This is a genomic window from Polaromonas sp. (assembly GCF_030689685.1).
Classification (GTDB): domain Bacteria; phylum Pseudomonadota; class Gammaproteobacteria; order Burkholderiales; family Burkholderiaceae_C; genus Polaromonas.
The window spans coordinates 24,782-50,780 of sequence record NZ_JAUYEY010000091.1; the positions used below are offsets into that span (position 1 = coordinate 24,782).

Here is a 25,999-nt window from a genome sequence, read left to right on the forward strand (position 1 = left end):
CCATGAAGCTGGATGTGATTGATTTACGGATTCTTGACGAATTGCAACGTGACGGTGCGCTGTCCAATGTTGAACTGGCCCGGCGCGTGCACCTGAGCCCGTCGCCCTGTTTGGCCCGCGTCAAGGCGCTGGAAGCTGCGCGGGTGATCGACCGTTATGTTGCCATCACCAATGCAGCCGCACTCGGGTTGGGCCTGACGGTGTTCATCTCGATCAGCCTGCGTTCGCAGAGCAAGGCGTCGCTGGCTGAGTTCGAGCGGCGTATTGCCGAGCACGACGAAGTGATGGAGTGTTACCTGATGACGGGCGACAGCGACTACCTGATCCGCGTGGCGGTGGCCGACATGGGCGCACTGGAAAAATTCATCCTTGAGCAGCTCACGCCGATTCCGGGCATCGACAAGATACGGTCCAGTTTTGCGCTCAAGCAGGTGCGTTACAAGACCGCCTTGCCCTTGCCTCAGCTGTGAGCGCAGCGGCGTCATGGCGCCGTCACATTGCCTGCGCACCATGTACCTTCTTGCAACAGGGAGGAATACACATGTTTTCGTCGAAGCCCATCCGCTCAGCGCGCTCACTTCAACGGCCTGCTGCGCTTGCTGCGGTGCTCGCCATGCTGGCGGCACCTCTTCAAGCGCAGACCGCTTTCCCTGCCACCCTGGCAGGTCATGTGGTGATGCCAGCCCAGTCCTTCATCGCGGCGCCCAAAGACGCGCCTGAAGACTTGAAGGTCAGTGGAAAATTCACGACCGGCAAACGGGTCGAAGCCTTCGGTACGGTTGAAGGCCTGTCCGCAGGCCGACCCACGGGCGTGTTCCTGCCCTTCAAGGGTCAGCCGATTCAGGGGCACTCGGGCATCAAGAAAATGCCCGACGGCAGCTTCTGGATACTGACCGATAACGGTTTTGGCTCCAAAGCCAACTCGCCCGACACCATGCTGTACCTGAATCGCTACGACATCGATTTCAAAAGCGGCGCGATGAAGCGGCTGGAAACCATTTTTCTGCACGACCCCGACAAGAAGGTGCCGTTTCGCATCGTTCAGGAAGGCACAAAACAGCGCTACCTGACAGGCAGTGACTTTGATACCGAGAGCTTTCAGCTGGCGGGTGGCGCGCTGTGGATAGGCGACGAGCTCGGCCCCTGGCTGATCAAGGCTGACATGAAGGGCAAGGTGCTGGCGGTGTTTGAGACCATGGTCGACGGAAAAGCTGTGCGTTCACCCGATCACCCGGCTGTGACAACCCCGGCCGCACCCGGCGGCGTGGTCGATTTCCAGGTACGCCGATCACGGGGTTTTGAAGGCATGGCCGCTTCCAAAGACGGCAGCAAGCTGTATGCCCTGCTGGAAGGCGCGTTGTGGGACTCTGCCACCAAGGCCAACGAAAAACTCGACGGCAAAGACTACCTGCGCGTGCTGGAGTTTGATGTGAAAAGCGAATCATGGACCGGTCGTCACTGGAAGTATGTGCTGGAAGGCAACGGCAATGCTATTGGTGACTTCAATATGATCGACGGCACCACCGGCCTGATCATCGAGCGAGACAACGGCGAAGGCACGGCCGACAAGGCTTGTCCTGAAGGTCAGAAACGCACCGATTGTTTTCACGATCTCGCTAAATTCAAGCGCGTGTACAAGGTCGAATTGAACGATGCCAATGCCGGTGGCGCGCTGCGCAAGATCGCTTACATCGACCTGATGGCCATTGCCGACCCGAACAAACTGGCACGCAAACCGCTGAACAATGGCGTGCTGACTTTTCCCTTCTTCACCATCGAAAACGTCGATGTGGTGGACGCCAGGCACATCATTGTTGGCAACGACAACAACCTGCCGTTCTCCAGCAGCCGAGAGCCGAACAAGGCCGACGACAACGAGCTGATTCTGCTGGAAGTCGGGGACTTTCTGAACGCGAACTAATGAGCGGTGGGCGCGGTTGTGTCGCTGACACGCCTGCGGCTTACACCCACACCCGCCGCCCGTTTGCCGATACAGTGGAGGCCTGACACGCTCCGGATAAACACCATGCCAGTCCCGCCTCAGTTTCTGCCGCTGACAGATCTTTACGAGCCATCGGCTATCCAGCAACTGGCCGATGGGCGTTTCCTGGTGGTGGAAGATGAAAAAGAGCATCCTTTCAGCCTGGTCACGCTGAGCGCCGACGGTACAGTCAAGAGCAAGGCCATGCGCCCCGGCTGGTTTGAGGGTAACAACCCGTTCTGGAAGCTTGATGATCTCGAAGGATTGACGGCCGACTCCTTGGGCTACCTTTATGCAGTCACATCGCATTCGCGCAGCGACGATGGGGATGAGAAGAAATCGCGCGACAAGCTGGTGCGTTTCCAGATTGAGGGCGACCGGGTTCGCTCCCCCATGGTGGTCACCGGGCTCAAGCTGGCCTTGGTTGCAACGCACCCGGTGCTGGCAGCCGCAGCGCAGATTGAAGACGTGAAGTCAGACGGCGGCCTGAACATTGAGGCGCTGGAGATCACGCCCGACCGGCAGTGGTTACTGGTGGGGTTTCGCAGCCCGCTGGTCGGTGGCGCAGCCATCATTGCCAGCATCGACAACCCGTCTGCTATTTTTGAAGCTGGCGAGGTACCGCACGTGTCGGCCAGCTTGCAGACGCTTGACCTGGGTGGGCAGGGCATTCGCGGCATGTCCTGGATCGCGTCGCTTGATGGCTACCTCATCATCAGCGGACCTGCATCGTTGGCGGACCAGGCATTTGGACTCTGGTTCTGGAGCGGCCAGGCTCTTTCGCCCGCGCGCCGTGTGACGGTTCCAGGTCTGCAGCACTTTGAGCGTGCGGAAGGGGTGAGTGCAGCAGTGATCGATGGTCAGGCCCGCATCGTCATCGTCAGCGATGACGGCAAGCGTGAGAAAGGGCGCTTTGCCCGTTTTGTGCTGCTGGCGCCCGGGCAACTGCAAATAGCGCCTTGAGGGGAAAGTCGGACTCTGGTGTGAACAAGATGCGCTATCAAAATAATAGCTGTACGCGCAAGTCAGGTATGGGCCAGAGGCCTAAAACGCTATATTTTTGACTGAAACACCAGTCCTGCGTGCTCACGCAGCGCCCGCCCATTCAGCGGTTCAAGCGGCACTCTGGCTAACCCACGGGTTGAGAATTTTCGCGCCGGTTGGCTCAAAATCTGCCACGTTGCGCGTCACAACCGTCATGCCGTGTACCAGCGCCGTCGCGGCGATGAGTCCATCGCGGACCGGGCGCGGGTCGGGCACATGCAGCCGGGCGCTGCGCTGCGCCACTGCGGTATCCACCGAGAGAACGCGGCCATCGAAAGCCGGCAAGACATGGCCATTGAGCCACGCTCTGAAGATGGCGCCCTGGGTCGGGTCCCGGCGTTCGGCCAGCAACACACCTATTTCCAACTCCTGGAGCGTGATCGCTGACAGGTAGAGGTCGGCAGCTTCTACGCTGTCGGCCCACGCTGCAACCTGCAGGTCTGCTTTGCCCAGCCGGATTTTGCGCAGTTCGGAGACGACGTTGGTGTCCAGCAGGTACATCAAGTCAAATCCGCCGCCTGCGCCAAGTCACGAGGCGTCGCAATTTCAAGCTCAAGGCTCTCAGCGCCGGGCATGGCCAGCAAATCGGCAATCTTGGTATTGACGCGGGTAATTTTTTTGTACGCCTCAAAGGTCAACAGCACATGGGCAGGCTGGCCGCGGTCTGTGATGATGACCGGCCCCGTCTGCGCCGCTTTTTTGGCATGGCTGGAGTCTTGATTGAACTGACGGCTTGACAGGGTGGTGATGGGCATGCGCACACTCCTTGGCTTCTGAATTGTAGATATGTTACCTCAAACAAGAGGATTTTCCAAAATTGTAGAAACATATATACAATTTGCGAGCCAGAGAAAAGTGATTTCTCCGCCTGCGAATTGCTACGAAATTTATAGCTGCTCGCGCACGGCTAATAAGGGGCGGAGGCCAAAAAACGCTAAATTTTTGCCTGAAACACCAGTCCGGCGTGCTCACGCAGCGCGTGGAACCTGATCTTGGGCCACTGCTGTTCCGAGTTTCTTGAAATTCACCTGGCGGCAACTGAAGGCCCAAAGGAGCCGTTCAGAGGGTCGGCCTTGCACGACAGAAAATGGTTCCAGCGAGGCGCTTGAGTTGATCACAGAGAGCGGCCTGGATGCTTTTTTCAATGGCAGAATGCGGTGCGAGGCGGCTGTGTGCAACGAACAAGGAGTGGTGAATGCTTAAAAGACTAATCGGCGCAGTTGGGCTATGTCTTGCTATGACTGGCGTTTGCGCAGGAGATGGCTATCCACTGAAGGGGTTTGAACCCGGCGCCGAGATGATCCGCTGCCCGGCAGGCTACCAGTCAGAACATAGGGTCCCACCGGTACTAAATTCGTTTAATTGCGTAGCCATCATTCCGAATTTTGGCGGGCGTCCAGTTAAATCCATCGTAGCCACGGTACACGAAGCTCGCGTCGTCAGCGTTGTAGTGCACGGTTTCGAAACTCGCAGCCATTTGCTCCGAGTCGTCGATGAGCTTTCGAATGTATATGGACTAGCGAACGTGAACGCCGAAGGCTACTCATGGAGACGGGGCAATTTTTACTTCATGCGCGCGACAGTTGAAGGCAATGACGCGGGAATCGTCAGTGGTCATTTGCCGTCTCTCCAGCGAATGCTTGCTAAAGACAAGATGTCGGACGGTCGGTAGGCTCGAACAACGTCGAGATAAGCATCTTCGCTGCAATCTGGGCCATAAAGGGGTTGGCAGCGAAAGTCTGCGAAGGGCTGCAAGGAGTCAGATGTCGACGGCGCGAAAGTAACCCGTTTGGACTCAAAGCCGTCTTTCACTTTCCGAATTTCAAGATCGAAGTAAAAGTTAGCAAGTTGCATTCATGGTTGGATGGGCCCCAACTTGCCCTGCAGCCGCTTAAGTATCTCGGCTTGCATCGCTGCATCGATGCGTTGAAAGTTTTCGCTGAAGGATTCCAGTGAAGCGTCCGAATGCTCTTTCTTAACATGCGGAAAATTTGCAATGAGTGGGTTCGGAGCATCGCAAACGAAAGGCTCGCTCGCCGTTTCGAACTGATACGCCGTCGGGTCGATGACCTTGCCATTAACTTCAACCCAGAAGTGGTGTTGGTCATTGGTTGGATTCGTGCCATGCACTTGCAGGACTGTTGCGCTTGGATACTTGACCGACAGCGCGTGGGCGAGCAGCGCGCTCACAACCTGACAGCAGTTCATTGGAAAATTGTGCATGAACGGGAGAAGGGCCGCGAGTTCATCGTGCTTGAAATACTCAACCGCTACTGCCAAGTCGGCCTCAAGCTCTAGCGTGGATGGATTCATGAGGCGATGTTCGAGTTGAGTGTCGGCTCTTGGCCGACCGTATTCATCGGGCTGGAGCGCTAAATCGTTAAATTTTTGATTGAAACACCAAGCCCGCGTGCTCACGCAGCGAGTGGAACTTGATTTTGGGCCATTGCTGCTCCACCGCACGCAGTGTGGCGCTATGGTCCACCAGCAGGGTCGGCGCATCGACCGCATCCAGTGCCACGCGGTGCGAATTGGCATCCATGAATTTTTTCAACTCGTTCGGGTCATCACAGGTGACCCAGCGTGCCAGATTGAACTGGCTGCCCAGGATGCGCGCCTTGACGCCGTACTCATGCTCCAGCCGGTGTGCCACCACTTCAAACTGCAGCTGACCGACGGCACCAAGCAGTAACAGAGAACCAGCAATTGGCCGGAACACCTGAATCGCGCCTTCTTCGCCGAGCTGTGTCAGGCCGGCGCGCAACTGCTTGCTGCGCAGTGGGTCAGCCACTTCGACCGCGCGGAACATCTCCGGCGCAAAAAAGGGCAGACCGGTGAACTGCAGGGCCTCGCCTTCGGTCAGCGTATCGCCGAGTTGCAACACGCCGTGGTTGGGAATACCGATGATGTCGCCGGCAAAGGCGGTGTCCAGCAGCTCGCGGCGCTGGCTCATGAAACTCACCACCGTGTTGGGCCGCAACTCTTTGCCGCTGCGCACAACCTTCAGGCGCATGCCGCGTGTGAACTCGCCACTGGCCACGCGCAAAAACGCAATGCGGTCGCGGTGCGCCGGGTCCATGTTCGCCTGGATCTTGAAGACGACACCCGAGAATTTTTTTTCTTCGGGGTGAACGACGCGCTGCATGGCAGTGCGGTCGCCAGGCGCGGGGGCCAGGTCCACCAGCGCGTCCAGCACCTCCTGAACGCCAAAGTTGTTGATCGCCGAGCCGAAGAACATCGGCGTCTGTTTGCCGGCCAGAAAGGCGGCGCGGTCAAATTCCGGCGAGGCGCCTTCCAGCAGTTCCAGCTCGCCCTGCGCCTGGGTGAACTCGGCACCGAAACGTTTGGCAGCTTCGGCGTTGTCCAGGCCTGCCAAAATTTCATCGTCGCCGCCGGCCTTGTCTTCGCCGGGGCTGAAGACCCGCATGCGTTTTTCGCGCCGGTCATACACGCCGTGGAACAGCTTGCCCATACCGACCGGCCAAGTAAAGGGCACCACCGTCATGCCGAGCTCCTGCTCGATCTCGTCCATCACACTCATCGGGTCCTGCACCTCGCGGTCCATCTTGTTGACAAAGGTCAGGATGGGTGTGTTGCGGGCGCGGCAGACCTGCAGCAGGCGGCGGGTTTGCGGTTCGACACCGTTGGCCGCATCGATCACCATCAACGCGGCATCGACGGCGGTCAACACGCGGTAGGTGTCTTCGGAAAAATCCTGGTGACCGGGCGTGTCGAGCAGGTTGATCACGCAACCCCGGTATTCCATCTGCATGACCGATGAGGCCACCGAGATACCGCGCTGCTTTTCAATTTCCATCCAGTCGCTGGTGGCATGGCGCGCGGCCTTGCGTGCCTTCACGCTGCCGGCAATCTGGATTGCGCCCGAGAACAGCAGCAGCTTTTCAGTCAGCGTGGTTTTGCCTGCGTCGGGGTGGGAAATGATGGCAAACGTGCGGCGGCGTTTGACCTGTTTTTCTATTTCGGAGAATTCGTGCGGTGAGGACATAACCCACGATTATCGGTGACGCAGGCTATTGCCCGGTCGAGCCGGGTTGCCGTGCGAAACGTGGCTGCTGCACGCCGTTGATCACAACTTCTTCATTGAACATCGCGGTGGGTCGCACCCACAGCCCTTTGTCGCCATACAGTGCACGGTACAGCGTCATCGGCTCCAGGCTTTCGCTATGGCGCACCGTGCCCACCACCTCGTACATCAGGCCCTTGTAGTGGCGGTACAGGCCTGGCGGGGTTTCTATCAGGGGTGCAAGCGCGTCGGGCATGGTCATCCAGGTTCTTGAGGCGGCTTGCGCGCCTGCGGTGGGACAATGGGGCATGCATCCTAACGCCTTACTCGATAGTTGTACTGTTCTCCTCAAGCAGGTTCTCCGTTTCGACCACCCCGCCGACATGGTGGTGTCGCGCCATTTTCGAGAGCAACGCCTGGGCCCGCGCGAGCGCGCCACGGTGGCCGAGACGATTTACGGGGTGTTGCGCAAGAAAAACCTCTTCACCTACCTGGCCCAGCATGGCAGCGGCCCGACCGAACGGCGTCTGGCCATCCTCGGTTTCGCTGCAGAGCGTGATTTTCTGCTGGGTGCGCTCACAGACCAGGAGAAAGACTGGCTGTCGCGTTGCGACCAGGTTCAGCCTGCGGACCTGATGGAGTTGCACCGGCACAACCTGCCGGCCTGGCTGGTTGAGCCGCTGAAAGCCCAGCTCGGTGACGACTTCTGGCCGCTGGTGGAGAGCCTCAATGCGCCCGCTGGCCTGGATCTGCGCGTTAACACACTCAAGGACAAGCGGGCTGAAGTTCAGAAAGAGCTTGCGAAAGCAGCTATTAAAACAGTAGCAACGCCATATTCGCCCTGGGGCCTGCGCATGACGACCAAACCGGCCCTGAACAAGCTGGACGCCTTCACCCGCGGCGCCATCGAGGTGCAGGACGAAGGCTCGCAGTTGCTGGCCCTGCTGGTCGATGCCAAACGCGGCGAAATGGTGGTGGACTTCTGCGCCGGCGCCGGCGGCAAGACCCTGGCTCTGGGCGCCAGCATGCGCAACACCGGGCGCCTGTATGCCTTTGACACCTCGGGCCACCGGCTCGATGCGTTGAAGCCTCGACTGGCGCGCAGCGGCCTGTCCAATGTCCATCCCGTGGCGATTGCCCATGAGCGCGACGACCGCATCAAGCGCCTGGCCGGCAAGATCGACCGCGTGCTGATCGATGCCCCATGTTCCGGACTGGGGACGCTGAGGCGCAATCCCGACCTGAAGTGGCGGCAGACGCCCAAGGCCATCGAAGAACTGACGGTCAAGCAGGCCGCCATCCTTCAAAGCGCTGCGCGCCTGCTGAAACCTGGCGGACGACTGGTGTACGCCACCTGCAGTGTGTTGCGCGATGAAAATGAAGCCATTGTCCAAGCCTTCAGCGACGCGAATAAAGATTTCACGCCTCTTGAAAGCAGCGATGTTTTGACGCATCTCGGAGTGGAGGGGGCTGCAAAATTATGCAGCGGGCCTTATCTGCGCCTGTGGCCTTATCTGCATCAGACAGACGGTTTTTTCGCCGCTGTTTGGCAAAAGGTTTGAAACAGTTAGCAGCATGAAGCCGTTAAATGTCACATTCTCAGCGATTTTTCAGGATTTACCGTAGTTTTACCGGAAACGCAGGTTTCTTCACTGCTGCGGTTCGGTGATTCGGTCAGCCCCAGCCTACAATAGTTGAGTTGTCCAGCACGGTTGTAGTACGGTATGCAGGGCACTGTTACAAATTGTTTAAAGGACCCCCATGATTTTGTTTGACGCCGCCCTTGACTGGCTGGCCCATGGCCTGATTGCCGCTAGCTGGTGGCAAATTGTGCTGTACACGCTGGTGACGACGCATATCACGATTGCCAGCGTGACGATTTACCTGCACCGTCATCAGGCGCATCGCGCCATGGACCTGCACGCGATCCCGTCACACTTCTTCCGTTTCTGGCTCTGGCTGGGTACCGGCCAGGTCACCAAGGAGTGGGTGTCGATTCACCGCAAGCACCACGCCAAATGCGAGACCATTGACGACCCGCACAGCCCTCAGGCCCTTGGCATCAAGAAGGTGTTCTGGCAAGGCGCCGAGCTGTACCGCGCCGAAAGCAAAAACAAGGAAACCATGGTCAAGTACGGTCATGGCACGCCGAACGACTGGCTCGAACGCAATTTGTATACACGTTATAGCTGGCAGGGCGTGGGCCTGATGATGATCATCAACCTGGCATTGTTCGGCGCAGCCGGTCTGGCCGTGTGGGCGGTGCAAATGGTATGGATTCCCGTGACAGCGGCCGGCATCATCAACGGTATTGGCCACTACTGGGGGTACCGCAACTTTGAGGCGCCTGACGCCAGCACCAATATTTCGCCTTGGGGCATCATGATTGGCGGTGAAGAGTTGCACAACAACCACCACACCTACCCGACTTCGGCCAAGTTCTCGGTCAAGCCGTATGAGTTCGACATTGGCTGGACCTATATTCGTGGCCTGGAGAAGATTGGTCTGGCGACCGTCAAAAAGGTGCCGCCCAAGCTGACGCTCGGTTCCATCCAGCCGGTGGCTGACGAGAAAACGCTGGAAGCCCTGATCGCCCACCGCTACGAGGTGATGGCCGGGTTCGCGCGTGAACTTCGCCGCGCCGGCCAGTTGGAAATCGAGGCGCTCAAGGCCCGCAAGGCCGACATCTCGGTGCTGAAGGCTGCCAACCGCTGGCTGCATCGTGATGACGACAAGGTTCCTGCGGCCGCCAAGCCCCAGATTGCCCAGGCCCGTGCCGAGCACCCGGTGCTCGACAAGATGGTCACCATGCGTGAAGAATTGCGCCAGATGTGGTTGTCAACCTCAGCCTCGCGCGAGCAACTGGCCAGCGACCTGCAGGCCTGGTGCCGCCGTGCTGAAGAAAGCGGTATTACGGCGCTGCGTGATTTTTCGATGAATCTGCGCGCCGCACGCGCCTGAAGTTTCAGTCGGTCCCGCGTCATCGGGCTGCACCAGCTTTACCGCTGCTGCAGCCTTTTTCACGCCCCTTGTTCGCCGCTGGGGACTTCCGTCACGGGGCCCAATGCTCAGCAGTTGATCGGACAGGGCCCCGTTGCGAAGGGCCTTGAGACAGAAGACAGAAGAGAAAAGAGAGAGAGAGAGGACGGGACCTGTCTGCCGAAGGAAGGGCTCCGCGAGATTCACATTGGCATAAAAAAACCCGCCGGAAGCCAGCGGGTTTTTTGAAAACGCTGTCAGGCAGCGCAGAAACAGTCTGAATTACTTCAGTTTGATTTCCTTGTAGTCCACATGCTTGCGTGCCTTGGGATCAAACTTCATGATCAGCATCTTGTCAGGTGTGGTCTTTTTGTTTTTGGTGGTCGTGTAGAAGTGACCGGTGCCGGCGGTTGATTCCAGCTTGATTTTTTCGCGTGCGCCTTTAGCCATGATCTTTTTCCTTGACTTGCTTAGATTTCACCGCGGGCACGAAGGTCCACCAGGACCGCGTCAATACCGAGCTTGTCAACGAGGCGCAAACCGGCGCTGGTGACGCGCAGGCGCACCCAACGGTTTTCAGTTTCAACCCAGAAGCGGCGGTATTGCAGATTAGGCAAAAACCGGCGCTTGGTTTTGTTGTTGGCGTGAGAAACATTGTTCCCCACCATCGGGCCTTTGCCCGTTACCTGACAGACGCGTGCCATGAGCACTCTCCGTAAAAAATAGAAATCGGATGCCGGCCCCCGGAGGATGCTCAGCTAAGCCATAGATTATAGCCTAAAAATCAAACGCCTTCAAGTCGCAAGTTCCCCGCAGCGTGCACGCAGTGAGCGACGGGGGCGGACTATGCGGCGCTCTCCCCTTCAAGCAGGGGCCGCAGGACTGGCTTCGCCAGACCGCCGGCGCAGCGGGCGCCGAGGGGCTGGAGCCTGCGGCTCCAAAGCTGCTTGAGCAGCTTTGGACAGGCGACAGAGGCGAAGCGTCTCGCGAACCGCAGCCTGCAAGGCCTCGGGAGCTACACGAGTGAGCGACCGTGGGGCCCTAACTCTGTTCGAGAAAGCGCTGGGCGTCCAGGGCCGCCATGCAACCCGTACCCGCGCTGGTGATGGCCTGGCGGTAGACATGGTCCTGCACGTCGCCGGCGGCAAACACGCCGGGGACACTTGTCATGGTGGCAAAGCCCTGGAGCCCGGTTTTGGTGATGATATAGCCGTCCTTCATCTCCAGTTGCTCCGAAAAAATGTCGGTGTTGGGCTGGTGGCCGATGGCGATAAAACAGCCTTGTAAGGCGATGTCTTCGGTGGCGCCGGTTTCGGTGCTCTTGAGACGCACGCCATTGACGCCGGAGGCGTCCCCCAAAACCTCGTCCAGGGTTTGGTGCAATTTCAGCTCGATCTTGCCTGCGGCGACTTTCTCGTGGAGCTTGTCGATCAGGATGGCCTCGGCCTTGAACTTGTCGCGCCGGTGCACCAGCACCACCTTGCTGGCGATGTTCGAGAGGTAAAGCGCTTCCTCGACGGCAGTGTTGCCGCCCCCCACCACACAGACCTTCTGGTCGCGGTAGAAAAAACCGTCGCAAGTGGCGCAGCCCGATACACCCCGGCCCATGAAAGCGGTTTCCGAAGGCAAGCCCAGGTACTTCGCCGAGGCCCCGGTGGCGATGATCAGTGTGTCGCAGGTATAGGTGCCGCTGTCACCTGTCAGTGTGAAGGGGCGCTGGCTGAAGTCGACCTTGTTGATGTGGTCAAAAATGATCTGCGTCTTGAAACGCTCCGCGTGCTCAAGGAAACGCTGCATCAAATCAGGGCCTTGTACGCCCATGGCGTCAGCAGGCCAGTTGTCGACGTCGGTGGTTGTCATGAGCTGCCCGCCCTGTGCAATGCCGGTGATCAGCACTGGGTTGAGGTTGGCGCGGGCTGCATAAACTGCGGCGGTATAACCGGCGGGGCCTGAACCCAGAATGAGTACTTTAGAGTGGTTCATAGTGAAAAATCTGATTCGGAAAACATTAGAACTCAGTTAGAGTCCCAAATAGCTGGGGCTGGCTTGAGGGTTTAAAACCCTGAAGCCTGAAAATTTGGCGGGTACAACGCATGCATTGTAAGAACTCGGTGAAGCCCCCTTTGGCGGCGCATTTCGGAGAAGTTTGATATGTCCACGATGGTGTCCAACCTGGAGCTGATTCGCCGGGTGCCCCTGTTTTCGATGTTGACCTCTCCGCAGGCTGAGGCGATTGCTGCGGCTGTGATCAAGCGACGCTACAAGCGCGGCGAAGCCATTGTCGAGCAAGGCAAGCAGTCCAATGCCCTGGCGATTTTGCTGACCGGGCGCGCGCGCGTCGTGACCACTGATGCCCGCGGTCGGGAAGTGATTCTCGCCACGCTGCATCCCGGCGACTACGTCGGTGAAATGAGCCTGATTGACAGCGAACCGCATTCGGCCACGGTCCGGACCGAAGTTCAAACCGATGTATTGGTGGTCGGCCGACCGGAGTTTGCCCGTTGCCTGCCCGAAAACAGCTCCATGGCGTATGCGGTCATGAAAGGCCTGGTGCAGCGTCTGCGCCATGCCGACCGCAAGATCGAATCGCTGGCCCTGATGGACGTGTACGGCCGGGTTGCCAGGGCCTTGCTGGAGTCTGCCGTTCCTGATCGCGAAGGTAACACTGTTATCCGAGAAAGGGTGTCGCGCCAGGATCTGGCCAAGATGGTTGGCGCCTCGCGCGAAATGGTCAGCCGCGTGATGAAAGACCTGGAAGAACGCGGTTACATCGAGACACGTGCGGATGGGTCGATGTGGGTCAAGGATCGGCTCAATACACTGGGTTGACCGGCAGATTTCCACCGCGTATACGGTCATGGGGGCCTGTTCAACTGAGGTAAGCTCAGCACTGGTTTTATGACTTACTCCCTCGACACATTGAACACCAGAACCTCTGCTGCGGCGCCTGCTGCGGGCGGCGTGAAACGCTTTGCCCATGAAGTCAGTCTGATTCTCGGCCTGCTGGCGCTGGCCTTCTGGCTTGGCGCGCTGATCAGCTACTCACCGCAGGACGCGGCGTGGTCCACCACCGGCAGCCGGGAAGGGGCTGAAGCTGCTGCCCGCAACTGGGGCGGACGTTTGGGCGCGCATCTGGCTGACGCCAGCTACTTTTTGTGCGGATTTTCCGTGTGGTGGGCACTCGCTGCGGGGGTGCGCGCCTGGCTGGGCTCGCTCGCGCGGGGGCTGCGCAGCCAGCCAGCGGCCGCCTCGGCCATCGGACGCATCAGGTTTTGGTCCAGCCTGCTGCTGCTGCTGCTGGCCAGTGCGGGGCTGGAATGGTCGCGCCTTTACCGCTTTGAATCCATGTTGCCAGGGGGTCAAGCGGGCGGGGTGCTGGGCTACCTGGTTGGTCCAACCAGCGTGAAGTGGCTGGGTTTTACCGGCTCGGGTCTGGTCTGGATTGCCATCGGCGTGATCGCGGTTTCGGGGGTGTTCTCTTTTTCATGGGCCCATACCGCTCAGCGCATAGGCGCCTGGATCGATGAACTGATTGAATCGCGCCGGGAAAAACGCGAAATTGCCGAAGACCTGGCCGTGGGCCGGGCCGCCGCCCGCCAGCGCGAAGCAACGCTGCATGAAGAACGGATCGAAATTGAAGAGCATCGCCCGGTTCCGGTGCTGATCGAACCGACGCTGGCCGATATTCCCAAGAGTGAACGTGTGGCCAAGGAGCGGCAAAAACCGCTGTTCAGCGAGATGCCGGACTCCAAGCTGCCGCAGGTGGATCTGTTAGACGGTGCCTTGACGCGGCAGGAAACGGTGGCGCCCGAGACACTGGAGATGACCTCGCGCCTGATCGAGAAAAAGCTCAGGGACTTCGGCGTCGAGGTGCGTGTGGTGGCGGCAGCGCCCGGCCCGGTGATAACGCGATATGAGATCGAACCCGCCACGGGGGTCAAAGGTGCACAGATCGTCAACCTGGCCAAGGACCTGGCGCGCGCGCTGAGCCTGGTATCGATCCGGGTGATCGAAACCATCCCCGGCAAAAACTACATGGCACTCGAACTGCCCAACGCCAAACGCCAGTCCATCAAGCTCAGTGAGATCCTCGGCTCGCAGGTCTACAACGAAGCCAAGTCCATGCTGACCATCGGCCTGGGCAAGGACATCAGCGGTGCGCCGGTGGTGGCTGACCTCGCCAAGATGCCGCACTGCCTGGTGGCCGGCACCACCGGTTCGGGCAAATCGGTCGGCATCAACGCGATGATTCTGAGCCTGCTGTACAAGGCCGACGCGCGCGATGTACGCCTGTTGCTGATTGACCCGAAGATGCTGGAGATGAGTGTCTACGAAGGCATCCCGCACCTGCTCGCTCCCGTGGTCACCGACATGCGCCAGGCCGCGCACGGCCTGAACTGGTGTGTGGCCGAGATGGAAAAGCGCTACAAACTGATGAGCAAGATGGGCGTGCGCAACCTGGCGGGTTACAACGTCAAGATTGATGATGCCAAGGCGCGCGGCGAGTTCATTTACAACCCCTTCAGCCTGACCCCCGAGCAGCCCGAACCGCTGGAGCGCCTGCCCTACATCGTGGTTGTCATTGACGAGCTCGCCGACCTGATGATGGTGGTCGGCAAGAAGATCGAGGAACTGATTGCACGGCTGGCGCAGAAGGCGCGCGCCGCTGGTATCCACCTGGTGCTGGCCACGCAGCGGCCCAGTGTCGATGTGATCACGGGCCTGATCAAGGCCAACATCCCGACGCGGCTGAGCTTCCAGGTCAGCAGCAAGATCGACAGCCGCACCATTCTTGACCAGATGGGCGCGGAGGCTTTGCTGGGCATGGGCGACATGCTCTACATGCCCAGCGGCACCGGTTTTCCGATCCGCGTGCATGGTGCTTTTGTGAGTGACGACGAAGTACACCGCGTGGTGGCTTACCTCAAGCAGCAGGGCGAGCCCAACTACATCGACGGCGTGCTTGAAGGCGGCACCGTTGACGGCGAAGGCGACCTGCTGGGTGATGGTAACGGCGGCAGCGAGGGCGACAAGGACCCGATGTTCGACCAGGCGGTCGAGATTGTGCTGAAAAACCGCAAGGCCTCGATTTCGCTGGTGCAGCGGCATTTGAAGATTGGCTACAACCGGGCCGCGCGCATGCTCGAAGAGATGGAAAAATCCGGAATGATCAGCGCCATGTCGGGCAGCGGTCAGCGCGAAATTCTGGTGCCCGCGCGCGCCGAAGGATGACAGGCCAGCCTTTACGGCTGCTATACATTGTTCTGGCAACCAATCCGGCGCAGCGGTGTCTCAAAGACATGTGGATCGCCCGCCGCCTGACATCACCTGGAACACCATGAAGCACACTTTCTCATCTCCCGTCGCCCCTGTTATCTCCCGCGCGCTGCGGGCCGCATTGGCTGGCCTGATGGCCTTTGTCGCCATGGCTGCCAGCGCCCAGGTTTCCACAGTCAGCGGTCTGGAAAGCCTTGAAGCTTTTGTCAAAAACACCAAAAACGGCCGCGCCGCCTTCACCCAGGTGGTGACCAGCCCGGCGCGTGATGGGCAGGTTGCAAAGACCAAAACCTCCAGCGGCAGTTTCGAGTTCCTGCGGCCCAATCGCTTCAAGTTTGTCTACACCAAGCCGTTTGAACAAAGCATCGTCTCCGATGGCCAAACCTTGTGGCTGCACGACGTGGACCTGAACCAGGTCACGGCGCGCAAACTCAGCCAGGTGCTGGGCGGCACGCCCGCCGCTGTGATTGCCGCCGCCGCTGACATCAAGGCGCTGCAGAACGATTTCACGCTGGTGCCGCAACCCGACAAGGACGGCCTCGAATGGATCCAGGCCACGCCGAAAACCAAGGACGGCCAGGTGCAGAGCATCACCGTCGGCTTCAAAGAAAGCGCCAGGGGTAGCGAGCTGGCCCGGCTGGAAATCCTTGACAGCTTCGGCCAGCGTTCGGTCATGACGTTTGGCGCGTTTGAGGTCAATCCGGCTTTGAGCATTGCCAACTTTGTTTTCAAGCCGCCTCTCGGTGCAGACATATCAAGGCAATAGTTTTTACGCTGCTTCTTGAATCTTGTAGCCTAAACCGCGTACTGTTTGAATCAAAGACGGAACGCCTTGTTCGTCAATTTTTGCTCGTAAGCGGCGAATGTACACATCCACCACATTGGTCAGTGGGTCTTCGTGGCTGCCCCAAACGTTTGACAAAATTCGCTCCCGGCTGAAAAGTCGGCCCGGCGCACTCATCAAAAGTTCTAGCAGGGCCAGCTCTTTGGCTGTGAGGGAAATGTCTTGACTGTCTCGGTTCACTCGCATTTTTTCGCGGTTAAACACCAAAGCACCGACCTTCAATTGCGCTATAGCCGCGTGGCGTGGGTGTATTTCGGCAGGTCGGCGCATCAAGGACTCAATGCGGGCCAGTAATTCGTCGAAAGCAAAAGGTTTGATCAAATAGTCGTCAGCGCCGCAGCGCAAACCCGTCACGCGGTCTTGCACCGTGCCCATGGCGGTCAGCATCAAAATGGGGACGGGATTGCGGTCAGCCCGCAGCTGTTGACACACTTCAATGCCGCTCATTTTTGGCAGCATCACATCGAGTAAAACAATTGAAAAAGCTTCGGCTCGGGCGACGGCCAAGGCTTGCTGACCATCACTGGCCAAGCTCACCCGATAGCCCTCAGCGCGCAAACCACGCTGTAAAAAATCGGCCACTCTTGGGTCGTCTTCCACGATCAGCAAGTTCATGCCAAGGCGCCCGCTTGAATGTCCCTTTGAGCCACCTGCGAAGCTGCGTCAGCTTGCATCAGTGGCAGTGTGAGCGTGGCACAAGCACCGCACGAGTTATTTGCATCGACTGAGCTGCCTTGTTGGGCTGGGTGATTGTTTCGCAAATCAATCTCGCCGCAGTGCGCGCTGATGATGGCTTGAGCAATCGACAAGCCCAGCCCAGCGCCGTCTGGCCGCATTTCCCTGGCCCGGTCACCTCGGAAATGGCGCTCAAAAGCGCCTTGTGATTCGCCTTCTGTCAAGCCAATGCCTTGATCAGTCACCCTGATGCTCACGGTGCCTACAGCAGCGTCAACGCTCACGCCAACACTTACTTGTCCTGGTGACTCGCTGTAACGAACCGCGTTGTCCAGCACAATCGTCAAGGCTTGTTGTAAGCGGTCTTTGTCAGCGTGAATCACGACGTTTTCAACCTCGGGGGTGATCACCTGATTGACCTGCGTGATTGCGATGTTTCGGTTGGCGGCAACGGCGGCCGTTTGCGAAAGCGCTGCCTTGATCACCACACTCAACGGCGTGGGTTGAAGTTTTAAGGGGTAGTGCTCAGCATCGGAGTTGGCCAAATGCAGCAGGTCTTCTACCCGACGGCTTAAATCGGCGGTGGCATCGACGATTCGGCTCAAACTGGCGCGGTAGTCTTGCGCATCACGCTGAGCGCCGCGCAAGGCGATTTCTGCTTCACCGCGAATTACCGTGACGGGCGTGCGCAGTTCATGGCTTACTTCAGCAAAGAACTGTCTGCGCCGACTGTCTATGCGCAGTAGCGCCTCGTGACTACGGGTCACGTCGGCGGTTTTGGCTGCTATCGCATCATCTAACCCTTGGCGAACGCTTTGGCTTTGAACGCGTGCAGCTTCTAATTGAATAGCCGCTGTGTTCAACTGGCGGGCAACTTTACCAAACTCATCTGCTGCGCCTTCACGCCCACGGTATTCATAATTTCCTTGGGCAATGGCCGTGGTGGCTTGTACCAGTGCATCAAACGGCTGGTGCATGCGCTTGACGAAATACACCACCGCAAACACACCAAGCGCTACAGAGAAAAATGCCAGCATCAAGCTGGCCGTTCTCATCCGGGCCAAAGCATCGGCCAGTTTTGTTTTCGCCAAGTCGCTGGTCGCTCGCTGCCGAACCACAGCTTCCTCTAAAACGCTACGCATGTCGCGACCATCAGAGCGGTCAAAAATGCTGATCAACTTTTTCCAGGCGTTGGATTGGTCGCCTGAGCCGACTGGAAATCCACCCGCTTCCACCGAAGCTTTTAAAACTGAAAAATTGTGCCCCAATAGCTGTATGGCAGCGTATTCGCTGCCGCCGTTTTCGCGGTTCAAGGCGGCATCGCGCGGCGCGAGCTTTTGCAACTCACCCAAGCTACGCGACATTTTCTCCAGCAATACGGTTTTTGTGTCTTCTGCTGCATCGCCTGCCAGGGCCGATTGCGCAAACCAAACTTTCAAGCGCTGCTTGTTAGCGCCCAATTCCAAATAATGATTGAGCATGCTGGTGGCGACCACGCTGCGCTCGGCATGTTGAGCGGCAGAGCGGGTTGCCCACAGCGTAAAAAGCCCTTGCGCGATGGCCAAGAAAACCAGCGCGGCAAAGGTAATGCTCAATCGGGTGCGGATCATGCAGCTAGCTTAATTGAAAAAATTAAGCAAAGTCGCATCTCGAATTGACCTGATGAATCAGACTCACGAACCTGAAAAGGGCAGCGAAGAGTGGTGCACCACAATGCGTATTTTGCCCATGTCGTCTTTCTTGAAGGCCCAGGTTTTATCCACGGTGGTTTTTTTACCATCTTTGTCGGTAAAAATCACATTACCTATGGTCGAGGCTACATCGCCGTTGATGTGAATGGCCGCATTTTCAATTTCCACTTTTTTCCAGCCTTTGAGTGCAAAGCCCGTGTCTTTGGGGTAATTGCTGTTACCGCCCACAAAGTAGGCCAATGCGCCTTCTTTGGTCACCCGAAATGTTTGCGGTGCCACCGTCAACGTGGGTTTGAACAGCACGGGCCCCATGTTGTAGCCGTAAGCGGCGTCCAGCACAGCGCTGGCGGTGGCTTTGGCCTTGGCGTAGCCGCCTGTGGTGTAGTCGTTGCCGATTTGGATCAAGGCATCGCCCCAGCCTTTTTGGACCGCTAAAACTTCGGATTCTGTGATGTTGGCGCTGTAAACCTGCGTAGGGCCTTTGGCCAAGGCGCTGCCTGCCAATGCGATGCTGCCCAACAGGGCGGTGGTGCGTGCGAGTTGTTTCAATATCATGATGCGTCCTTTATTTAATGTAAAAAATCAAGTGGAATAATTGAAGTCCTAACATTTTTGAACTTTCAATAGCAACGGTTGTTTTAACCGTTGAAAGAATTAAAAACTTGCATGCTGAACGCTTCATGATTTAAAAATGAACCGCACCTTAACAAAAAATGAACAACAGATGAACGCGCCGCCTAAAATTTGAGATATGTCCAGCAACCCCAAGCCTCTCACGCCGCTGACCGCTAGAACGCCTAATACCCCCTTGGCCGAGCGCCTGCGCCCCAAAAATCTTGGCGAGGTGATTGGCCAGCAGCATCTGCTGGGGGCCGACATGCCGCTGCGTATTGCGTTTGAGTCGGGCCAGCCGCATAGCTGCATTTTGTGGGGCCCGCCCGGTGTTGGCAAAACCACGCTGGCGCGACTGATGGCCCACAGTTTTGATGCCCACTTCATCACCATTTCGGCGGTGCTGGGCGGTGTCAAGGACATCCGCGAGGCGGTCGAACAAGCCACTATCTGGCAGGCTCAAGGTGGCAGGCGCACCATCGTGTTTGTCGATGAGGTGCACCGCTTCAACAAATCGCAGCAGGACGCTTTTTTGCCGTATGTCGAAAGCGGGCTGTTCACCTTCATAGGTGCGACCACCGAGAACCCGTCGTTTGAGGTCAACTCGGCGCTGCTGTCGCGCGCGGCCGTGTATGTGCTGCAGCCTCTGACGACTGAAGATTTGAAGCAAATAGTGGCCAAGGCCCTTGCGGAGCGTGCGCTACCAGCTATCAAAACCATAGTGCCTGACGCGCTGGAGCAACTCGTGGCCTATGCCGACGGCGATGCGCGGCGCCTGCTCAACACGCTGGAGTCGCTGGCGGTTGCGGCCCAGCGTGAAAAAAAGGCCGGTGGTGTGGATGTCACCGGGGCCTGGTTGCTCAAGGTGCTGGGCCAGCAGATGCGCCGCTACGACAAAGGCGGCGAGCAGTTTTACGACACCATCTCGGCGTTGCACAAATCGGTGCGCGGCTCTGACCCTGACGCCGCGCTGTACTGGCTGGTGCGCATGCTCGACGGCGGGGCCGAACCCAGGTACATGGCGCGCCGGCTGATACGCATGGCCAGCGAGGACATTGGCCTGGCCGATCCGCGCGCCTTGCGGCTGGCGCTTGACGCCGCCGAGGTCTATGAGCGCCTGGGCTCGCCAGAGGGCGAGCTGGCGCTGGCGCAATGTGTGGTGTATCTGGCGATGGCGCCCAAATCCAACGCTGTCTACAAAGCTTTCAATGAAGCCAAAGCCTTTGTGAAGAAAGACGGCACCCAGCCGGTGCCGCTGCACCTGCGCAACGCACCGACCCAACTCATGAAAGAGCTGGACTACGGCAAAAACTACCGGTATGCGCATGACGAGGAGGACGGGTTTGCCGCCGGTGCTTCTTATTTGCCCCAGGGCATGGCGGCGCCGGGTTTCTACCGGCCAGTGAACCGCGGCCTTGAAATCCGTATTGCGGACAAGCTCAATGAGCTGAAGTCAAAAAACGACAAAAAGACCTGACCAGAACGAATGGTTACCGATCAGTTCGTCCGCCAGGAACATAAAATTCCTCAAGGGTAAACCCCGCAAAAACGGCTGCCTTGGCCCGATTCTCGCTAGAGGGCCATGGCTACAATTTGCGCATTAGCTCGCCACCCAATCCAGTCATCTGGTTTTGATAGGCGGGCTTTTTGTTAACTCGCGCGATTTCCTGGTGATCCCAGGTGAGGCGGCCTCGCATGGTGCGGGGCGGAGCTGGCAACTGAATTAAAACGGGAGAGCGAGTATGGAAGTTTTGCTTCAGCAAATCATCAACGGGCTGGTGCTGGGCAGCATGTATGCCCTGATCGCCCTGGGTTACACCATGGTGTACGGCATCATCAATTTGATCAATTTCGCGCATGGCGAGGTGTTGATGGTGGGGGCACTGACCAGCTGGACCATCATTGTCTGGATGCAGGAGGCCATGCCCGGCACGCCAGGCTGGCTGATTTTGCTGATCTCGCTGCTGATTGCGTTTGTGGTCTGTGGCGCGCTCAATTTTGCGATTGAAAAGGTCGCCTACCGGCCGCTGCGCAACTCGCCCAAGCTGGCGCCGCTGATCACTGCCATCGGCATGTCCATCCTGCTGCAGACGCTGGCCATGATCATCTGGAAGCCCAACTACAAACCGTACCCGACGCTGCTGCCGGCCGAGCCGCTGCATATTGGCGGCGCAGTGATCACCGTCACGCAAATTTTCATTCTGGCTGCCACGGCGGTGTCGCTGGCCATCCTGATGTACCTGGTCAACTACACCAAGCTGGGTCGCGCGATGCGCGCCACGGCCGAAAACCCGCGCGTGGCAGCGCTGATGGGCGTCAAACCCGACACCGTGATCTCAGCGACTTTCATCATAGGCGCGGTGCTGGCGGCACTGGCCGGCGTGATGTACGCGTCCAACTACGGCACAGTGCAACACACCATGGGCTTTCTGCCGGGTCTGAAGGCTTTTACTGCGGCAGTCTTCGGTGGCATCGGCAACCTCGGCGGCGCAGTGCTGGGCGGCATTTTGCTGGGGCTGATCGAAGCCATTGGCGGCGGCTACCTCGGCACCTGGACTGGCGGCGTGCTGGGCAGCCAGTACTCGGACATCTTTGCCTTTGTGGTGCTGATTTTTGTGCTCACCTTGCGTCCTTCAGGACTGCTCGGTGAACGTGTGGCGGACCGGGCCTAGAAGAAGGAGCACCATGATGAAAAAACACAGACTCCTTTCGTTTCTTGTCGTTGCGGTCGCCATGCTGATCCTGCCGCTGCTGCTGCAGCAGGGCGGCAACGCCTGGGTGCGTATTGTCGACATGGCGCTGCTGTATGTGCTGCTGGCACTCGGCCTGAACATCGTCGTCGGTTACGCCGGCTTGCTGGACCTGGGCTACGTCGCCTTTTTTGCCGTCGGCGCCTACCTGTTTGCGCTGCTGGGCTCGCCGCATCTGGCCGACGCTTTTCCGGCTGTGAAGGCGGCATTTCCGAACGGCCTGCACCTGCCGATCTGGGCCGTGATCCCGCTCGCGGCTGCGCTGGCCGGGCTGTTTGGCGTCCTTCTGGGCGCGCCCACGCTCAAGCTGCGCGGCGACTACCTGGCCATTGTCACGCTGGGTTTTGGCGAGATCATCCGCGTCTTCCTGAACAATCTGGACCGCCCGATCAACCTGACCAACGGGCCCAAAGGCATCAGCCAGATCGACTCGATCACGGTTTTTGGCTTCGACCTTGGCGAGACACACAGCTTCTTCGGCATCGAGGTGACCTCGGTGACCATGTATTACTACCTGTTCCTGGCGCTGGTGATTGTGTCGGTGGTGATCTGCCACCGGCTTGAAAACTCGCGCATAGGCCGTGCCTGGATGGCGATCCGCGAAGACGAGATCGCTGCCAAGGCCATGGGCATCAACACCCGCAACCTCAAGCTGCTGGCTTTCGGCATGGGCGCGACTTTCGGTGGCGTGTCGGGTTCGATGTTTGCGGCCTTCCAGGGTTTTGTATCGCCCGAGTCCTTCAGCCTGATGGAGTCGGTGATGATTGTGGCCATGGTGGTGCTCGGCGGCATCGGCCACTTGCCGGGTGTGATTCTCGGCGCACTGCTGCTGGCCGCGCTGCCCGAGGTGCTGCGCCATGTGGCTGGGCCGCTGCAGGCCATGACGGGCGGGCGCCTCGACGCTGCCATCTTGCGCCAGCTCTTGATTGCGCTGGCCATGATCGTGATCATGCTGTCGCGGCCGCGCGGTTTGTGGCCGGCGCCGGAGCACGGCAAGTCGCTGAACAAGGCCGCCGGCAAAGACCCCATTCAGTCCATCAACCCTTAAGGAATGGCCATGAGCGACACCATTCTCAAAGTCACCGGCGTTTCCAAACGCTTTGGCGGCTTGCAGGCACTCAGCGATGTCGGCATCCACATCGAACGCGGCCAGGTCTATGGCCTGATCGGCCCCAACGGCGCCGGCAAGACCACCTTCTTCAACGTGCTGACCGGCCTGTACACGCCCGACAGCGGCAGCTTCGAGCTGGCCGGCAAGCCCTACAAGCCGTCGGCGGTGCATGAAGTGGCCAAGGCCGGGATTGCCCGTACCTTCCAGAACATCCGTCTGTTCGCCGACATGACGGCACTCGAAAACGTCATGGTCGGGCGCCACATCCGCACCAAGTCCGGGTTGATCGGCGCAGTGCTGCGCACGCCCGGCTTCAAGGCTGAAGAGGCGGCGATTGCCAAACGCTCGCAGGAGTTGCTCGACTATGTGGGCATCGGCAAATACGCCGACTTCAAGGCGCGCACCCTGAGTTACGGCGACCAGCGCCGTCTGGAGATCGCCCGCGCGCTGGCGACCGACCCGCAACTGATTGCGCTCGACGAGCCCGCTGCCGGCATGAACGCCACCGAGAAGGTGCAGTTGCGCGAACTGATCGACCAGATCCGCAAGGACAACCGCACGATTTTGCTGATCGAGCACGACGTCAAGCTGGTGATGGGCCTGTGTGACCGCGTCACGGTGCTTGACTACGGCAAGCAGATTGCCGAAGGCCTGCCTTCCGAGGTGCAAAAAAACGAAAAAGTGATCACCGCCTATCTGGGCACAGGTCATTGAAGGGAAACAGCAGCATGGCAAACACACTTCTTAAAGTCACGGGGCTCAAGGTCGCTTACGGCGGCATCAAGGCCGTCAAGGGAGTTGACTTTGAAGTCAACGAGGGCGAACTCGTCACCCTGATCGGCTCCAACGGCGCCGGCAAGACCACCACCATGAAAGCCATCACCGGCACCTTGCCGATGGCCGACGGCGACATCGAGTACCTGGGCAAAAGCATCAAGGGCAAGGGCGCCTGGGACCTCGTCAAAGATGGTCTGGCCATGGTGCCCGAAGGCCGCGGCGTGTTCGCCCGCATGACCATCACCGAGAACCTGCAGATGGGCGCCTACATCCGCGACGACAAGGCCGGCATTGCCGAAGACATCGAAAAGATGTTCACGATTTTTCCGCGCCTGCGCGAGCGCAAGGACCAGCTCGCCGGCACCATGAGCGGCGGCGAGCAGCAGATGCTGGCCATGGCCCGTGCGCTGATGAGCCGCCCCAAGGTGCTGCTGCTCGACGAACCGTCGATGGGCCTCTCCCCCATCATGGTCGACAAGATTTTCGCGGTCGTTAAAGACGTGTCGGCGCGCGGTGTCACGGTGCTGCTGGTTGAGCAGAACGCCAGCCGTGCGCTGGGCATTGCCGACCGCGGCTATGTGATGGAGTCAGGTGTGGTCACGATGAACGGGGATGCCAAGGCGCTGCTGGACGATCCTCGGGTGCGGGCGGCCTACCTCGGCGAGTAATTGCAAGACTTTTTTGCCTCCAGCCCATACGTGGTGGGTGTGAGTAGCTATTAAATCTATAGCAAATTGATGGCCCGTTGCGGGGTCTTCGTTGAGCCCGCCCAGGCTCCTAGGGAATCCCACGGTGACGCCGCCGCCAGTTTTTTGCACAATTGACGCCATGAAAACAATCTCTTTCCCCCTCTTTCCTCTGGCGGCAGCCCGTCGGCTGGCCATCTCGTCGGCTGCGGTCCTGGCCTTTTGTTTCACCGCATCGGCGGTGCAGGCCCAGCCCAAAGTCATGCGCATCGTGGTGCCTTATGCCCCCGGTGGCCCGATCGACGTGACCGCACGCCTGATGGCCGAACGCGTCAAGGACACGCTGGGCACCGTCATCATTGAAAATCGCCCCGGCGGCGGCGGCAACATCGGCGCCGATGTGGTGGCCAAGGCCGCGCCCGACGGCCTGACCATCGGTATCGCTGCCGTGGCCACCCACGCCATCAACCCCTGGCTGTACAGCAAGATGCCGTACAACGCGGCGACCGATTTCGCACCGATCACGCAGATGCTGCGTGTGCCCAATGTGCTGGTGATGAACGCCGACACCGCCCAACGCCTGAACATCAACAGCCTGGCCGACTTGGTCCGCTACGCCAAAGCCAACCCCGCCAAGCTCAACTACGGCAGCGGCGGCAACGGCAGCGCCGGCCACCTGGCGGGTGAGATGTTCAAGGCACAGGCTGGCATCTTCGCGCTGCACATCCCCTACAACGGCGGCAACCCGGCGCAACTGGCCTTGCTGAGCGGGCAGGTCGATTTCAACTTTGACAACCTTGCCACCGCCTCGGCCAACATCAAGGCCGGCAAGCTCAAGGCCCTGGCCGTCACCAGCGCCACGCGCAGCGCAGCCCTGCCCGAAGTACCGGCCGTGGCCGAGACGCTCAAGGGTTTCGCCATCGACACCTGGTGGGGCCTGGTGGCGCCCGCCGCAACACCCAAGGACGTGGTCGCCAAACTCAACCAGGCCTTTGTCGCGGCGCTCAATTCGCCCGAGGCCAAGACCCGCTTTGCTGCATTGATGGCCGAGCCGGTGGCCAACACGCCGGAGCAGTTCAGCGCCTTCATGAAAGCCGAGCTGGCCAAGTATGAAAAGGTGGTGAAGGCCTCCGGGGCCAGGGTGGATTGATTTTTTTGGTAACTGCTCGGCTCGCTGCATACAACACGCTGCTCTTGCCCCCTCGCCCTCTGGGAGAGGGTGAGGGTCAGCAAGCCACTACAAACGATAACTCTATGCACAGACCGCCAGCCCTGTCTTGCAGACCGCAGCCCGGCCAGAGTCCGGCCCTCTTCACGCTGTCCAGATGCGCTCAAGCGCCTCTGGAGCCGCAGCGTTCAGCCCCCGCCCTCTCCCAAGGGGAGAGGGCGTAAAACCAGCCCAGACCACCTGATTCCATTTCCACAACATTAGTGCAATAATATCCTCCATCATACTTGATGGAGAAAGTCATGGCACGTCCAGTTACCGGGGATGATGAGACGATCGAAATTGCGCAAATAGCGATCTCGCAAGCCACAACGATGGAT

The 25,999-nt window shown here is 59.0% G+C and carries 26 protein-coding genes; 15 read left to right on the forward strand and 11 right to left on the reverse strand.

Features of this window, described 5'->3' with window-relative positions:
* The first annotated feature begins 2 nt into the window (after positions 1-2).
* The 3 genes from Q8O29_RS19035 (at position 3) to Q8O29_RS19045 (ending at position 2,944) form a co-directional block, all read left to right on the forward strand.
* Positions 3-470: an Lrp/AsnC family transcriptional regulator gene (locus Q8O29_RS19035; protein WP_305565690.1), complete on the forward strand. Its 468-nt coding sequence runs from the start codon at positions 3-5 to the stop codon at positions 468-470.
* Between the two features lie 71 nt (positions 471-541).
* Complete coding sequence (locus tag Q8O29_RS19040; RefSeq protein WP_371134282.1) at positions 542-1,921, forward strand: esterase-like activity of phytase family protein; 1,380 nt, start codon at positions 542-544, stop codon at positions 1,919-1,921.
* Positions 1,922-2,026: 105 nt separating this feature from the next.
* Positions 2,027-2,944, forward strand: a complete 918-nt coding sequence (locus Q8O29_RS19045) for a DUF3616 domain-containing protein (RefSeq protein WP_305565692.1) — start codon at positions 2,027-2,029, stop codon at positions 2,942-2,944.
* A 150-nt stretch (positions 2,945-3,094) separates the two neighbouring features.
* On the opposite strand, the gene Q8O29_RS19050 is transcribed toward Q8O29_RS19045, so the two are convergent.
* Together Q8O29_RS19050 and Q8O29_RS19055 are read right to left on the reverse strand one after the other, a co-directional pair.
* Entirely contained in the window at positions 3,095-3,529 is a 435-nt protein-coding gene (locus Q8O29_RS19050; protein WP_305565694.1) for a type II toxin-antitoxin system VapC family toxin, read from the reverse strand.
* The gene (locus tag Q8O29_RS19055) at positions 3,526-3,780 is read right to left on the reverse strand and encodes a type II toxin-antitoxin system prevent-host-death family antitoxin (protein ID WP_305565696.1); all 255 of its coding nucleotides are present in this window, start codon (positions 3,778-3,780) and stop codon (positions 3,526-3,528) included. Before Q8O29_RS19055 ends, Q8O29_RS19050 begins: the two co-directional genes overlap by 4 nt.
* Before the next feature lie 440 nt (positions 3,781-4,220).
* Here Q8O29_RS19055 and Q8O29_RS19060 point away from each other — a divergent pair, with 440 nt between their 5' ends.
* Positions 4,221-4,697: a hypothetical protein gene (locus Q8O29_RS19060; protein ID WP_305565698.1), complete on the forward strand. Its 477-nt coding sequence runs from the start codon at positions 4,221-4,223 to the stop codon at positions 4,695-4,697.
* Between the two features lie 182 nt (positions 4,698-4,879).
* Here the strand turns inward: Q8O29_RS19060 and Q8O29_RS19065 are convergent, their stop codons facing one another.
* The 3 genes from Q8O29_RS19065 to Q8O29_RS19075 form a co-directional block, all read right to left on the reverse strand.
* Entirely contained in the window at positions 4,880-5,338 is a 459-nt protein-coding gene (locus tag Q8O29_RS19065) for a hypothetical protein (protein ID WP_305565700.1), read from the reverse strand.
* A gap of 67 nt (positions 5,339-5,405) precedes the next feature.
* Complete coding sequence (locus Q8O29_RS19070; RefSeq protein WP_305565702.1) at positions 5,406-7,031, reverse strand: peptide chain release factor 3; 1,626 nt, start codon at positions 7,029-7,031, stop codon at positions 5,406-5,408.
* Between the two features lie 25 nt (positions 7,032-7,056).
* Complete coding sequence (locus Q8O29_RS19075) at positions 7,057-7,305, reverse strand: DUF1653 domain-containing protein (protein ID WP_371134285.1); 249 nt, start codon at positions 7,303-7,305, stop codon at positions 7,057-7,059.
* 52 nt (positions 7,306-7,357) lie between these two features.
* Between Q8O29_RS19075 and Q8O29_RS19080 the strand changes: the two genes are divergently transcribed.
* On the forward strand, positions 7,358-8,611 hold the full coding sequence (locus Q8O29_RS19080; protein ID WP_305565704.1) for an RsmB/NOP family class I SAM-dependent RNA methyltransferase: 1,254 nt from the start codon (positions 7,358-7,360) through the stop codon (positions 8,609-8,611).
* A gap of 199 nt (positions 8,612-8,810) precedes the next feature.
* Complete coding sequence (locus Q8O29_RS19085) at positions 8,811-10,010, forward strand: fatty acid desaturase (RefSeq protein WP_305565706.1); 1,200 nt, start codon at positions 8,811-8,813, stop codon at positions 10,008-10,010.
* Between the two features lie 300 nt (positions 10,011-10,310).
* On the opposite strand, the gene rpmG is transcribed toward Q8O29_RS19085, so the two are convergent.
* From rpmG to trxB, 3 genes are all read right to left on the reverse strand, one after another.
* Entirely contained in the window at positions 10,311-10,478 is a 168-nt protein-coding gene (rpmG, locus tag Q8O29_RS19090) for a 50S ribosomal protein L33 (RefSeq protein WP_305565708.1), read from the reverse strand.
* A gap of 20 nt (positions 10,479-10,498) precedes the next feature.
* A complete protein-coding gene (gene rpmB, locus Q8O29_RS19095) occupies positions 10,499-10,732 on the reverse strand; it encodes a 50S ribosomal protein L28 (protein WP_077593832.1) in 234 nt (77 codons plus the stop codon).
* A gap of 337 nt (positions 10,733-11,069) precedes the next feature.
* Positions 11,070-12,011, reverse strand: coding sequence for a thioredoxin-disulfide reductase (trxB, locus tag Q8O29_RS19100; RefSeq protein WP_305565711.1), 942 nt, complete (start codon positions 12,009-12,011; stop codon positions 11,070-11,072).
* 168 nt (positions 12,012-12,179) lie between these two features.
* Here trxB and Q8O29_RS19105 point away from each other — a divergent pair, with 168 nt between their 5' ends.
* The 3 genes from Q8O29_RS19105 (at position 12,180) to lolA (ending at position 16,071) form a co-directional block, all read left to right on the forward strand.
* Entirely contained in the window at positions 12,180-12,857 is a 678-nt protein-coding gene (locus Q8O29_RS19105) for a Crp/Fnr family transcriptional regulator (protein WP_305565713.1), read from the forward strand.
* A 69-nt stretch (positions 12,858-12,926) separates the two neighbouring features.
* Positions 12,927-15,260 (forward strand): DNA translocase FtsK, encoded by a 2,334-nt coding sequence (locus Q8O29_RS19110; protein WP_305565715.1) that lies wholly within the window; start codon positions 12,927-12,929, stop codon positions 15,258-15,260.
* A gap of 178 nt (positions 15,261-15,438) precedes the next feature.
* Entirely contained in the window at positions 15,439-16,071 is a 633-nt protein-coding gene (gene lolA / locus Q8O29_RS19115; RefSeq protein ID WP_305565740.1) for an outer membrane lipoprotein chaperone LolA, read from the forward strand.
* A 3-nt stretch (positions 16,072-16,074) separates the two neighbouring features.
* On the opposite strand, the gene Q8O29_RS19120 is transcribed toward lolA, so the two are convergent.
* From Q8O29_RS19120 to Q8O29_RS19130, 3 genes are all read right to left on the reverse strand, one after another.
* Positions 16,075-16,764: a response regulator transcription factor gene (locus Q8O29_RS19120; RefSeq protein WP_305565717.1), complete on the reverse strand. Its 690-nt coding sequence runs from the start codon at positions 16,762-16,764 to the stop codon at positions 16,075-16,077.
* The gene (locus Q8O29_RS19125; RefSeq protein ID WP_305565719.1) at positions 16,761-18,434 is read right to left on the reverse strand and encodes a cell wall metabolism sensor histidine kinase WalK; all 1,674 of its coding nucleotides are present in this window, start codon (positions 18,432-18,434) and stop codon (positions 16,761-16,763) included. Before Q8O29_RS19125 ends, Q8O29_RS19120 begins: the two co-directional genes overlap by 4 nt.
* A 63-nt stretch (positions 18,435-18,497) precedes the next feature.
* Positions 18,498-19,070, reverse strand: coding sequence for a hypothetical protein (locus tag Q8O29_RS19130; protein ID WP_305565721.1), 573 nt, complete (start codon positions 19,068-19,070; stop codon positions 18,498-18,500).
* Between the two features lie 196 nt (positions 19,071-19,266).
* On the opposite strand from Q8O29_RS19130, the gene Q8O29_RS19135 reads away from it, so the two are divergent.
* The 6 genes from Q8O29_RS19135 (at position 19,267) to Q8O29_RS19160 (ending at position 25,601) form a co-directional block, all read left to right on the forward strand.
* Positions 19,267-20,604 (forward strand): replication-associated recombination protein A, encoded by a 1,338-nt coding sequence (locus Q8O29_RS19135; protein WP_305565723.1) that lies wholly within the window; start codon positions 19,267-19,269, stop codon positions 20,602-20,604.
* Positions 20,605-20,869: 265 nt separating this feature from the next.
* Entirely contained in the window at positions 20,870-21,799 is a 930-nt protein-coding gene (locus Q8O29_RS19140; RefSeq protein ID WP_305565725.1) for a branched-chain amino acid ABC transporter permease, read from the forward strand.
* A gap of 16 nt (positions 21,800-21,815) precedes the next feature.
* Entirely contained in the window at positions 21,816-22,925 is a 1,110-nt protein-coding gene (locus Q8O29_RS19145) for an ABC transporter ATP-binding protein (protein WP_371134287.1), read from the forward strand.
* Positions 22,926-22,934: 9 nt separating this feature from the next.
* Positions 22,935-23,702, forward strand: a complete 768-nt coding sequence (locus tag Q8O29_RS19150) for an ABC transporter ATP-binding protein (RefSeq protein ID WP_305565730.1) — start codon at positions 22,935-22,937, stop codon at positions 23,700-23,702.
* 14 nt (positions 23,703-23,716) lie between these two features.
* Complete coding sequence (locus Q8O29_RS19155; protein WP_305565732.1) at positions 23,717-24,433, forward strand: ABC transporter ATP-binding protein; 717 nt, start codon at positions 23,717-23,719, stop codon at positions 24,431-24,433.
* Between the two features lie 160 nt (positions 24,434-24,593).
* Positions 24,594-25,601, forward strand: coding sequence for a tripartite tricarboxylate transporter substrate binding protein (locus tag Q8O29_RS19160; protein WP_305565734.1), 1,008 nt, complete (start codon positions 24,594-24,596; stop codon positions 25,599-25,601).
* Positions 25,602-25,999 lie beyond the last annotated feature (398 nt).

What these genes read in the sequence shown, in the direction of transcription:
- Q8O29_RS19035 (WP_305565690.1), top strand. Translation starts at nt 3, where the DNA reads ATGAAGCTGGATGTGATTGATTTACGGATTCTTGACGAATTGCAACGT.
- Q8O29_RS19040 (WP_371134282.1), top strand. Translation starts at nt 542, where the DNA reads ATGTTTTCGTCGAAGCCCATCCGCTCAGCGCGCTCACTTCAACGGCCT.
- Q8O29_RS19045 (WP_305565692.1), top strand. Translation starts at nt 2,027, where the DNA reads ATGCCAGTCCCGCCTCAGTTTCTGCCGCTGACAGATCTTTACGAGCCA.
- Q8O29_RS19055 (WP_305565696.1), bottom strand. Translation starts at nt 3,780, where the DNA reads ATGCCCATCACCACCCTGTCAAGCCGTCAGTTCAATCAAGACTCCAGC.
- Q8O29_RS19060 (WP_305565698.1), top strand. Translation starts at nt 4,221, where the DNA reads ATGCTTAAAAGACTAATCGGCGCAGTTGGGCTATGTCTTGCTATGACT.
- Q8O29_RS19065 (WP_305565700.1), bottom strand. Translation starts at nt 5,338, where the DNA reads ATGAATCCATCCACGCTAGAGCTTGAGGCCGACTTGGCAGTAGCGGTT.
- Q8O29_RS19070 (WP_305565702.1), bottom strand. Translation starts at nt 7,031, where the DNA reads ATGTCCTCACCGCACGAATTCTCCGAAATAGAAAAACAGGTCAAACGC.
- Q8O29_RS19075 (WP_371134285.1), bottom strand. Translation starts at nt 7,305, where the DNA reads ATGCCCGACGCGCTTGCACCCCTGATAGAAACCCCGCCAGGCCTGTAC.
- Q8O29_RS19080 (WP_305565704.1), top strand. Translation starts at nt 7,358, where the DNA reads ATGCATCCTAACGCCTTACTCGATAGTTGTACTGTTCTCCTCAAGCAG.
- Q8O29_RS19085 (WP_305565706.1), top strand. Translation starts at nt 8,811, where the DNA reads ATGATTTTGTTTGACGCCGCCCTTGACTGGCTGGCCCATGGCCTGATT.
- rpmG (WP_305565708.1), bottom strand. Translation starts at nt 10,478, where the DNA reads ATGGCTAAAGGCGCACGCGAAAAAATCAAGCTGGAATCAACCGCCGGC.
- rpmB (WP_077593832.1), bottom strand. Translation starts at nt 10,732, where the DNA reads ATGGCACGCGTCTGTCAGGTAACGGGCAAAGGCCCGATGGTGGGGAAC.
- trxB (WP_305565711.1), bottom strand. Translation starts at nt 12,011, where the DNA reads ATGAACCACTCTAAAGTACTCATTCTGGGTTCAGGCCCCGCCGGTTAT.
- Q8O29_RS19105 (WP_305565713.1), top strand. Translation starts at nt 12,180, where the DNA reads ATGTCCACGATGGTGTCCAACCTGGAGCTGATTCGCCGGGTGCCCCTG.
- Q8O29_RS19110 (WP_305565715.1), top strand. Translation starts at nt 12,927, where the DNA reads ATGACTTACTCCCTCGACACATTGAACACCAGAACCTCTGCTGCGGCG.
- lolA (WP_305565740.1), top strand. Translation starts at nt 15,439, where the DNA reads ATGGCCTTTGTCGCCATGGCTGCCAGCGCCCAGGTTTCCACAGTCAGC.
- Q8O29_RS19120 (WP_305565717.1), bottom strand. Translation starts at nt 16,764, where the DNA reads ATGAACTTGCTGATCGTGGAAGACGACCCAAGAGTGGCCGATTTTTTA.
- Q8O29_RS19125 (WP_305565719.1), bottom strand. Translation starts at nt 18,434, where the DNA reads ATGATCCGCACCCGATTGAGCATTACCTTTGCCGCGCTGGTTTTCTTG.
- Q8O29_RS19130 (WP_305565721.1), bottom strand. Translation starts at nt 19,070, where the DNA reads ATGATATTGAAACAACTCGCACGCACCACCGCCCTGTTGGGCAGCATC.
- Q8O29_RS19135 (WP_305565723.1), top strand. Translation starts at nt 19,267, where the DNA reads ATGTCCAGCAACCCCAAGCCTCTCACGCCGCTGACCGCTAGAACGCCT.
- Q8O29_RS19140 (WP_305565725.1), top strand. Translation starts at nt 20,870, where the DNA reads ATGGAAGTTTTGCTTCAGCAAATCATCAACGGGCTGGTGCTGGGCAGC.
- Q8O29_RS19145 (WP_371134287.1), top strand. Translation starts at nt 21,816, where the DNA reads ATGAAAAAACACAGACTCCTTTCGTTTCTTGTCGTTGCGGTCGCCATG.
- Q8O29_RS19150 (WP_305565730.1), top strand. Translation starts at nt 22,935, where the DNA reads ATGAGCGACACCATTCTCAAAGTCACCGGCGTTTCCAAACGCTTTGGC.
- Q8O29_RS19155 (WP_305565732.1), top strand. Translation starts at nt 23,717, where the DNA reads ATGGCAAACACACTTCTTAAAGTCACGGGGCTCAAGGTCGCTTACGGC.
- Q8O29_RS19160 (WP_305565734.1), top strand. Translation starts at nt 24,594, where the DNA reads ATGAAAACAATCTCTTTCCCCCTCTTTCCTCTGGCGGCAGCCCGTCGG.